General features: G+C 69.9%; 6 protein-coding genes. 4 read left to right on the top strand and 2 right to left on the bottom strand.

Going from position 1 to position 9,146, the window contains the following annotated elements; genetic code table 11:
• The first annotated feature begins 287 nt into the window (after nucleotides 1-287).
• From AB7O82_RS27515 to AB7O82_RS27505, 3 genes are all read left to right on the top strand, one after another.
• Nucleotides 288-1,523, top strand: coding sequence for a DUF3142 domain-containing protein (locus AB7O82_RS27515; RefSeq protein WP_428620637.1), 1,236 nt, complete (start codon nucleotides 288-290; stop codon nucleotides 1,521-1,523).
• Nucleotides 1,510-3,801 (top strand): tetratricopeptide repeat protein, encoded by a 2,292-nt coding sequence (locus AB7O82_RS27510; protein WP_428620636.1) that lies wholly within the window; start codon nucleotides 1,510-1,512, stop codon nucleotides 3,799-3,801. The genes AB7O82_RS27515 and AB7O82_RS27510 overlap by 14 nt, the downstream gene beginning before the upstream one ends.
• 312 nt (nucleotides 3,802-4,113) lie before the next feature.
• Nucleotides 4,114-4,728, top strand: coding sequence for a TetR/AcrR family transcriptional regulator (locus AB7O82_RS27505; protein WP_428620635.1), 615 nt, complete (start codon nucleotides 4,114-4,116; stop codon nucleotides 4,726-4,728).
• 80 nt (nucleotides 4,729-4,808) lie between these two features.
• Here the strand turns inward: AB7O82_RS27505 and AB7O82_RS27500 are convergent, their stop codons facing one another.
• On the bottom strand, nucleotides 4,809-6,251 hold the full coding sequence (locus AB7O82_RS27500; RefSeq protein ID WP_428555165.1) for a 4-hydroxyphenylacetate 3-hydroxylase N-terminal domain-containing protein: 1,443 nt from the start codon (nucleotides 6,249-6,251) through the stop codon (nucleotides 4,809-4,811).
• 181 nt (nucleotides 6,252-6,432) lie between these two features.
• On the opposite strand from AB7O82_RS27500, the gene AB7O82_RS27495 reads away from it, so the two are divergent.
• Complete coding sequence (locus AB7O82_RS27495) at nucleotides 6,433-7,689, top strand: beta-ketoacyl-[acyl-carrier-protein] synthase family protein (RefSeq protein WP_428620634.1); 1,257 nt, start codon at nucleotides 6,433-6,435, stop codon at nucleotides 7,687-7,689.
• Between the two features lie 14 nt (nucleotides 7,690-7,703).
• On the opposite strand, the gene AB7O82_RS27490 is transcribed toward AB7O82_RS27495, so the two are convergent.
• Nucleotides 7,704-9,146 (bottom strand): class I adenylate-forming enzyme family protein (locus tag AB7O82_RS27490; protein ID WP_428620633.1); only part of this gene is annotated, 1,443 nt, incomplete at its 5' end.

The raw sequence follows: 9,146 nt of genomic DNA, 5'->3' as shown, positions 1-9,146 counted from the left end.
CGCCGACGCGACGCCGCTTCGGCTTCGCGCAGGCTGGCGGAGGGGTCATGGTCTTTTGGACCGCGGGCGTCCCGCCCGCACTTGAACATGATCCATGAGCGGGCGGGACGCCCGCGGTCCAAGAAGAATAATGACCCCTCCGTCGCCGTATGACGGTGACACCTCCCCAGCGAAGCTGGGGAGGAGATGAGATCTCGCGAGAAGCCGCTATTTTTGTCACTATCGGCCATTGCCGCGCCGTTGTTGCGGCGAGACTTGTCGTCGGTCCGGGGCCGAAGGAAGACGTCATGCGGTTGCTTGCCGCGCTGCTGCTGCTGGGCGTCGTCACGCTGTCGGGGTCGGCCTCCCGGCTTCGAGCCACGACCGAGCCGCTCGCCCACGATGCCTATATCTGGCAACGCGTCTGGACGCCGCCGGTGATCGCTGCCGCCCGGAGCTCGGCCGACATCGTCCGCACGTGGCGCGTGCTGCTGGCGGAAGCGGATCAATCCGGCCACTGGGCGGACGTTGCAGTTCCCTGGAGCGACCTCTTGGCCACCGGCCGGCCGGTCGTCGCCGTTGTCCGCATCGACGGCCGGCTCGACGAGGTGCGGGTCGGCGTGCTGGTCGACCAGATCATGGCGAAGGTCGCATCGGCCTCCGGTGCAATCGCATCTGCCCAACCCGGCGGTGCCCTCGCCGGTCTCGAGATCGACTACGACTGCCCGACCTCCAGGCTCACGACGTACGCGCGCTTCCTGGCCCAGCTGCGCAGCCATCTGCCGCGTCCGCTCACCCTGTCGATCACGGCGCTGCCGACCTGGCTCGATTCCCGTGCCCTGGAAGCGTTGGCGCCGCCGCTGGACGAGATCGTCCTGCAGGTCCATGCCGTCGAGGATCCGCGGCGCGGCCTGTTCGATCCCGTCCGCGCCGAGGGCTGGGTTCGGGAATTCGGGTGGCGCATCGGCCGGCCGTTCCGGGTCGCCCTGCCGGTCTATGACGTTCGCGTGAGCTGGCATGCCGACGGTCGCCTGGCGAGCGTCGAAGGCGAGGCGCCGTTGCTCAATGGGGCTCGCGACAGCGCCCTGCTGGGCGCCGCGCCGGCGACCATCCTGCGGTTCCTGCACACGCTCTCGGCGGCGGCGCCGCAGGGCCTGGTCGGCATCGCCTGGTTCCGGCTGCCGACCGATGCCGATCGGCGTGCCTGGAGTCTCGCGACCTGGCGGGCGGTGATCGGCGGCGCGCTGCCGCCGCACCGGGTGAGCGCCGCGCTGGTGCCGACCGAACGGGCCGGCCTCTGGTCGGTCGCCTTGTCCAACGACGGCGCGACCGATGCGCCGCTGCCGCGCCAGGTCCGGCTCGACAAGGCCTGCGCGGCGGCGGACGGCGCCAACGGGTTCCGGCTCAAGACGGCCGGCGTGGGCGGCGACCGGCCGCTGGTCCTCGAAGCGGTGGGCGAGGGACGTCTGCGCGCCCATCGCCGGCGTGTCATCGGCTGGGCGCGGTGCAGCCAGCCCGGGAGTGAACTGGATGTCGTCGAATAGGATCATCGTTGGCGCCGTGGTGGCGGCCGCCTGTCTCGGGGTGGCGTTCGCCTGCGGGCCGAACTTTCCCTGGCAGCTGCTCGACAACCGCGACCAGGCGGTCGCCGACCCGGTCGGCCTGGGCTTCAACTTCGAGGCCTCGCGCCTGGTGGCCGCGCCCAGGGACAGGCTGCAGCTCGTCGAGCCGCGCGATCCGACCGGGGGGAATTACGACGACAAGTCGACACCGGAAGTGGTCACGTCGGAGCGCACCGAAGCGCAGTCCGATGCCTGGCAGGGGCTGATGACCGACGCCAGTCTCGATGCCAAAGCGCGCCTGGCAAAGCTCGCGGCTGCCCGCAGCGCCGGCGATGGTGAGGCGGTGCTGGCGGCCGGCAAGGGCCTGCCGGCGGCGGTGCTCGACTACATCGCCGGCGCCGTCGAGTTCCGCGCCGCCAACTTCGACGATGCGCTGCGCTGGTTCCAGGCCATCGATCGCCTTCCGGCCGACCAGCGGCGCCTTCGCGAGGTCGCCGCAACCTACATGCAGGGAAGGATCTACCAGAGACTCGGCGAGCCCGCGAAGGCACGCGCCGCCTTCCAGGCGACACGCCGTATCGCCGGGGCGGGCGCGCCCGATCCGCAGGGCCTTGCCGTCACCAGCCTCGGCGAGGAAGCGCTGGTCGATCTCGTCGAGGCCGGAGTGTCGAAGCCCGAATGGGCGATCCCGCCTCTCACGACCGACGCCGCCGCGCGGCAAGCGATGATCGCGAACGCCGTCCGGCTCTACGCCGAGCAGGCAAGCCGTGGCTCGAAGATGGCCCTGCTGTCGTTGCGCGAGGTCGTGCGGCTGCTGCTCAAGGACGCCGCCACGCTCAGGCGCGCCGCGGCCGATCCCCTGATCCGCCGCCTGCTCGTCGCCTACGTGGTCGCGCGAGACGGCTCGACGGTATGGGAGGAAGGGCCCTATGGCCCCGATGATGAAATGGTCGTCAGCATCAGCGAGGCGGTCGTGGCCCAACCCGCTCCCGCGCCCGGGCCGGATCTCGACCGCCTTGCAGCGCTCGCCTACCAGACCGGACGCTACGAGCTCGCCGAGAAGCTCACGCTCCAGGCGAGCGGGCCGCTGGGCCTTTGGATTCGTGCGAAGCTGGCGCTCCGTCGTGACGATCGGGCGGCCGCGATCAAGGATTGGCTGGCAGCCCTTGGCGCGCTCGAACAGCCGGGCACCCAGCAAGCGATCGATTCGGAGTCGCAGACCCGGCTGCGCGGCGAGACCGCCGTGATGAAGCTCAGCCAGGGCGAGTATCGCGAGTCGCTCGGCCTGCTGTTTCCGGTCGCCACCACTTTCTGGGGCGACGTCATCTACGTCGCCGAGCGCGTGCTGACCGTCGACGAGCTCAAGGCGTTCGTCGATGCTCTGCCGCCGGCGCAGCCGGTCACGCCGCCGAGCGACGACTCCGAATGGTGGTACCGCGTGCAGCCGACGCGGGAGCTGCGCGAGCTCCTCGCCCGCCGGCTCCTGCGGGTCGGGCGGATTCCCGAGTCGGTTCCCTACTTCGAGGCCTCCTCTTCGCTGAAGCGGGGGCGCAGCGACGGCGCGACCCAGGACGAGGTGCGCAGCTATCTCGCGGCGGTCGAGGCGACGCGTCCGGGGTCTCCCTTCGACTGGCCCTGGCAGTGGGTCGATCGCGCCGAGGCGCTGTTCAAGCTCTCGGTCATGACCCGTCAGCGCGGCCTGCAGCTGATGGGCACGGAGGGCCCGCCCGACGAGGTGGCGCTCGGCGGCTCGTTTCCGTCCGGCATCGGACAGTCCAGCCCGAACGGCTACCGGGACACCCACAGCAAGCTGTTGGGGCCCGACGAGGTCCGCCGCTTCGCGGCAAGCGCACCCATGCCCGATACGCGCTACCACTATCGCGGTGTCGCCGCCGACCAGGCGCTGGCGGCGGCCGACTACCTGCCGCAACGTTCGCAGGCCTACGCCGCCACCCTGTGCTGGGCCGCCCGGCACGCCTTCGCCAGCGCCGACCCGGCCAAGGCCGAGGCGATCTACCGCCGCTATGTCGCGACCGGCGCCTACCAGCCATGGGCCAGGAATTTCGGCCGCGAGTGCGCCGAGCCAGATTTCGCCGCCGCCCGCACCTTCTGGCAGCGCCGACTCGAGGCCTGGGCTTCGCACTACGCCGGGTCGGTGCAGCGGCACGCGGTGCTCGTCGCCAGCGCGGCGGTTGCCGCTGCGGTGCTGCTGGCGGTGCTGTTCCGCCTGCGGCGGAGCCGGCGCGCCAGCGCGGGGTGAGCTCATCCCCTCCTCCCCTGGTGCGCTGGGGTGGGGTCCGCGTAATCGGGGACGGCGGGGTCTTGGCTTTTGGGACCGGGGGCGCCCCGCCCGCACATGTTCATGAACTTGCGCGGGCGGGACGCCCGCGGTCCAAGAATCATGACCCCTCCGCCTGCCTGCGCGAAGCCGAAGCGGCTTCGCTTCGGCGAAGGCAGGTCGCCGTAAGACGGCGACACCTCCCCAGCGAAGCTGGGGAGGAAGGCTTGAATGATTCCGATTTTGCCGTCCCACATCGTCCCGTAAGACTCTGGGGATGAATCGGAGACTTTCGTGAAGAACCCTGCGCCGCGCCGTGCGCCACGGCTCGGGCGGGACGACTGGATCGCGGCGGGGCAGGCGGTGCTGTGCGAGGCCGGGATCGCGGGCTTGCGCCTGTCGGCGCTGACGCGGCGGCTCCACGTGTCGACGGGCAGCTTCTACCACCACTTCGAGGACATGGAGGCGTATCTCGCCGCTCTCGCCCGCCACTTCAGCCGCGGCGACGTCAAGCGCATCCTCGAGCGCGCGGCCGCGGGCGCCTCGGGGCCGTTGTCGCGCATCCGCCGGCTGGCCGCGATCTCGCTCAACAGCACGATATGGCAGCTCGATCGCGCCATGCGCGTGTGGGCGACATCGGACCGCCGCGCGGCGGCGAGCGTCAAGGCGTCGGAGAAGCTCGTGCTCGCCTACCTTACCGACGCCTTCGCCGAGCTGGGCTTTGCGCCGGACGATGCCGCGCTGCGCGCGCATTTGCTGCTGTCGGCCAACGTGGCGTTGATCGGCGCCTTCCGGCTCGAGGGCAATCGCGCATTGTTCGAGCAGAGCCTCGACTTCCTGACCCGCGATGCGCCGGCGCTCGCCGGCGCAGAGACTCTGTTGGACCGCGGGCGTCCCGCCCGCACATGACCGTGCGCGGGCGGGACGCCCACGGTCCGGAAGATTCGGCGCACCACGAAGAGCCGGCGCCTCTCGACAGGGGAGTCGCGCTACTCGGCCGCCTTTCGTGTAGCCTCGCTGCCGCGCGGCAGGGCGCCGGCGGCGATCAGCGCCCGCTCCTTGGCGCGTGCGAGATCGTAGGTGCGGTGCATCATGATGCGCTGGGCCGTCAGTCCGCCGCCGGCCTGCAGCGCCACCACGAACTGCCAGCCGCCGTAAGCGTCGGCAGTGAGGTCGCGGATCAGGTTGTAGACGCGCATGCGTGTCTCGACCTCGACATCCTTTTTGGTGTGCAGGTACTTGCGCAGGTAGCTGCCGGACGGCTCGTGGCGCAAATCGGATTCGAGCGGCAGGGTAAGCACCAGGCCGCCGCTGACGTCGTGCAGATGGCGCACCGTCTGGTGATAGTTGGCGGCGTAGTAATACTTGGCGGCATTGATCGCCAGAATGTTGGGATGGACCATGCCCGACGGCGTGCGCTCGAAATGCCGGCAGGCATAGTCGAGGCTCATGCGCAGCATCTCGGCATAGGTGATCAGCTCGGCGATGGTGTTCATCACCGTTGGATCCTTGTCCTTGCCCTGGTGCTCGGAGACGAGCTGGGCCAGGCCGACGAACAGCTCCGACATGCGCACCGCCTCGATCAGGCCGCCGGTGCGCTCCCACAGGCCGAGGGACTGGGCGAGCCGGCTGGCGAGCTGAACCTCGCCGGCCAGGAACACACGGTCCCACGGCACGAACACGTCGTCGAACACCACGAATCCTTCCGGCATGCTGTGATGGGCGCTCGCCGGATAGTCGAAGGCATTGAGCTCGGCCGGCGCGAAGCTCCTGTTGATGATGCTGACGCCCTTGGTGTTGACCGGGATCGAGAACGAGACGGCGTAGTCCTTCTCGTCCTGGCGCATGCCCTTGGTCGGCATCACCACCAGCTCGTGCACCAGCGAGGCGGCCGTGATATGCAGCTTGGCGCCGCGCACGACGATGCCGTCCTTGTTGCGGTCGACGATGCGGACATAGAGATCGGGATCGTCCTGCTCGTGAGCGCGGCGCTTGCGATCGCCCTTGGCATCGGTGATCACCTCGGCGGCGCGCAGATCGTTGTCGCGGCAGTGGCGGTACATGCGCTCGATGTTGGCGGCGCATTGCGGATTGACCTGGGCGACGTCGTCCTTGACGCTCATCAGCGCCATGTAGACGCCCGACACCGCAGTGCCGATCGAGGTGTTGCGCAGCATCTCGACTCGCGTCGCGAGATCGCTCTCGTTCATCGGGATCTGGTAGATGCGGTGCGCCTCGTCGCCCTCCTCGGTGCGATAGCGCCGCAGCGCACCCAGATCCGGCGCATCGTACTCGCAGTCCGCCGCGGTGAGCGCGATGGGCACCTTGAAGCGGGGGTGTGTGGTGATGTCGTCGATGCGCTCGCCGTCCCAGTAGGTGACCCGGCCGTCGCGCAGGCTCTCGACATATTGCTGCGGTGTTCTGAGACCCATGCTGCCCTCCCGGCCCAATCTGTTACGTGACCTCTTGTGGACCGCGGGCGTCTCGCCCGCTCTTCTCATGAGCGGGCGAGGCGCCCGCGGTCCGCAAGAGGTGTGCTTCCGGCAATATTGCCGCCCGTCTTGGTGTAGACCGTAACTCTTGTTATGGTGGCGGGCAATGGGAGGAAGGACGATGCACGACGTTGCCATCACCGGCATGGGCATCATCTCCGCCATCGGCCTTTCGGCTGGCGAGTTTCATCGTCGCGTCCTGGAAGGGGCGTGCGGCATCGGCCCGGCGCCGTGGGCGTCGGCGCTGCCCGGCCAGCGCGCCTGGTGGGGCACGGTGGCGGGTTTCGTGCCGCGCGACTGGATGGATGACAAGATCGAGGACGGCACCGACCTGTTCGCCCAATTCGCGCTCGCCGCCGCCGAGCAGGCGCTGCACCAGGCGGGCGTGGGCACCTTCGACCCGCTGCGCACCGGCATCGTGCACGGCACCAGCATCGGCGGCTCGCGCGCGCTCATGAAGGCGCAGCATCGGCTCGAGACGGACGGGCCGCAGGCGATCCCGCGCAAGACCGAGATCCAGATCTATCCCAACATGGCGGCCTCGCAGATCGCCATGCGCCATCGCCTGCACGGACCGAGCCTCACCGTGACGACGGCCTGTGCCTCCTCGCTCGACGCCATCGGCACGGCGGCCTGGCTGATCGAGAGCGGGCGCGCCGACGCGATCGTGGCCGGCGGCACCGAGGGTGGCATCAGCCTGCCCGGCGGCGGCGCCGACGGCGCGTTCGTGCCGGCGACTTTCTATACCAGCACGCTCTATGGAATGACGGCGCCATCGTCCGATCCGCGCCACGCCATGCTGCCGTTCGACGTCAAGCGCTCGGGAATCGTCGTCGGCGAAGGCTCGGCCATGCTGATGCTCGAGCGCGGCGCCCATGCCCGCGCGCGCGGTGCGGAGATCCTGGGATACGTGCGCGGCTACGGCACGCTGGCCGATGCCTTCCATCCCTCGGCGCCCGATCCGAGCGGCCAATGGGAAGCGCGCGCCATGGAGCTTGCGCTCGCGGATGCGGGCATGGCGGCCGACGACGTCGATGCCCTGATCGCCCACGCGACGGGGACGCCGAAGGGCGACACGGCGGAGATCCGCGCCATCAATCGGGTGCACGGCAAGCGCCGCGCGGCGTTGCCGGTGGCCGGCGTGAAGGGTCATGTCGGCCACAGCGGCGCCTCGTCCGGCGCCATGGGCGTGATCACCGGTCTTCTGGGAATGCGTGAGGATCGTTTCCTGCATATCGCCAATACCGACCAGCCTGATCCCGAGGCGAGCTTCGAGGTCGTGATCGGGCAGCCGAAGGCGATGCCCTATCGCTGCCTGCAGGTGAACGCCTTCGGCTTCGGCGGCCAGAACGCCTCGCTGATCGTCACGCGCGATTGAGGTCAGCACAGGCCTTACCGCACGCGAACGGCGTGACCCTGCCAGTAGCGCTCGCGCAACTCGCGGCGCAGCACCTTGCCCATGGCGTTGCGTGGCAGGGCGTCGAGGAACTCCACCGAGCGCGGCAGCTTGTAGCGCGCGATGCGGCCGTCGCAGAACGCCAGCAGCTCCTGCGCAGTCGCGCTGGCGCCGGGCTGCAGCACGACGCAGGCGCGCGGCGACTCGCCCCAGCGCTCGTCGGGCACGCCGACGACGGTGACCTCGAGGATTTGCGGGTGCTCGGCCAGGACGCGCTCGATCTCGGCCGGATAGATGTTCTCGCCGCCGCTCAGGATCATGTCGTTCTTGCGATCGACGAGATGAAGATGGCCGTCGGCGTCGAGGTAGCCCATGTCGCCACCGGTCTCCCACTTGCCGCGGCGTGCCGCCTCCGAGGCGGCCGGATTGCCGAAGTAGCCGAGGAAGGTAACCGGATTGGCGGCGTGGACTTCGCCGACTTCGCCGGCCGGCAGCTCGTTGCCGTCGGGACCGAGCACGGCAAGCTCGCAGCCGAAGGCGGCGCGGCCGACCGAGCGCTTGCCGCCTAAGAGCTCGTCGTGGCGGCAGAGGCTCACCCAACCGGTTTCGGTCCAGCCATAGGCATCGGCGATGCGCGCGTTGGGGAAGGCCCGCAGGAGGTCGTCCAGCACGTCCGGGGCAAGCGGCGAGCCCGAGCTCAGGAGGCCGCGCAGGCTCTTGCCCGCGCCGCGATCGCCGCCGGCCGCGATCGCCTCGAGCAGCATCGAGGTCATCTTGGGCACCAGGAACGACCAGGTCACGCCGAAGCGGTCCATCAGGGCGAGCGCGCTGGCGGGCTCGAAATCGCGCATCAGCACGACGCGGCCACCGGCCGCCAGCGTGATCAGCGCGATCGACGAGAACGACATGTGGAACACCGGCCCGGGGACCAGCACGACGTCGTTCGCGTTCAGCCCGAACTCCCACCCCCAGGAGGTGAGCCGCGCCAGCACGTTGAGATGGCTCATCACGGCGCCCTTGGGGAAGCCTGTGGTGCCCGAGGTGTAGAAGATGGTGGCGGGCGCCAGCGGGGCGACCGGCGGCAGGGCATCGGCGGCGCTGCGGTCAGGCAGGCGCAGATGGCGGGCGCCACCGATCTCGAAGATCGCCTCGGGCCGCAAGGCCGGCAGCCGCGGCAGGGCGGCGTCGAGCACGGAACGATGGTCGGGGCCGACGAAGGCGCCGCGAGCCCGGCAGTTGCCGAGCATGTAGGCCACGTCGTCCGGCACCGAACGGTAGTTGAGCGGGACCGCCACCAGGCCGGCGAGCTGGCAGGCAAGATAGACCTCGAGATAGGCCGGGCTGTTGCCCGCCAGGATGCCGATGGCGTCGCCCGCCTGCAGGCCCGATTGCCGGAGCCCGTTGGCGAGACGCAGCGCTGCGTCGTAGGTCTCGCGGTA

Source organism: Reyranella sp., assembly GCF_050185545.1.
In the GTDB taxonomy this organism is placed as follows: Bacteria; Pseudomonadota; Alphaproteobacteria; order Reyranellales; family Reyranellaceae; genus Reyranella.
Note: the sequence above shows the minus strand (reverse complement) of the source record. Positions and strands in the feature narration are given on the sequence as shown.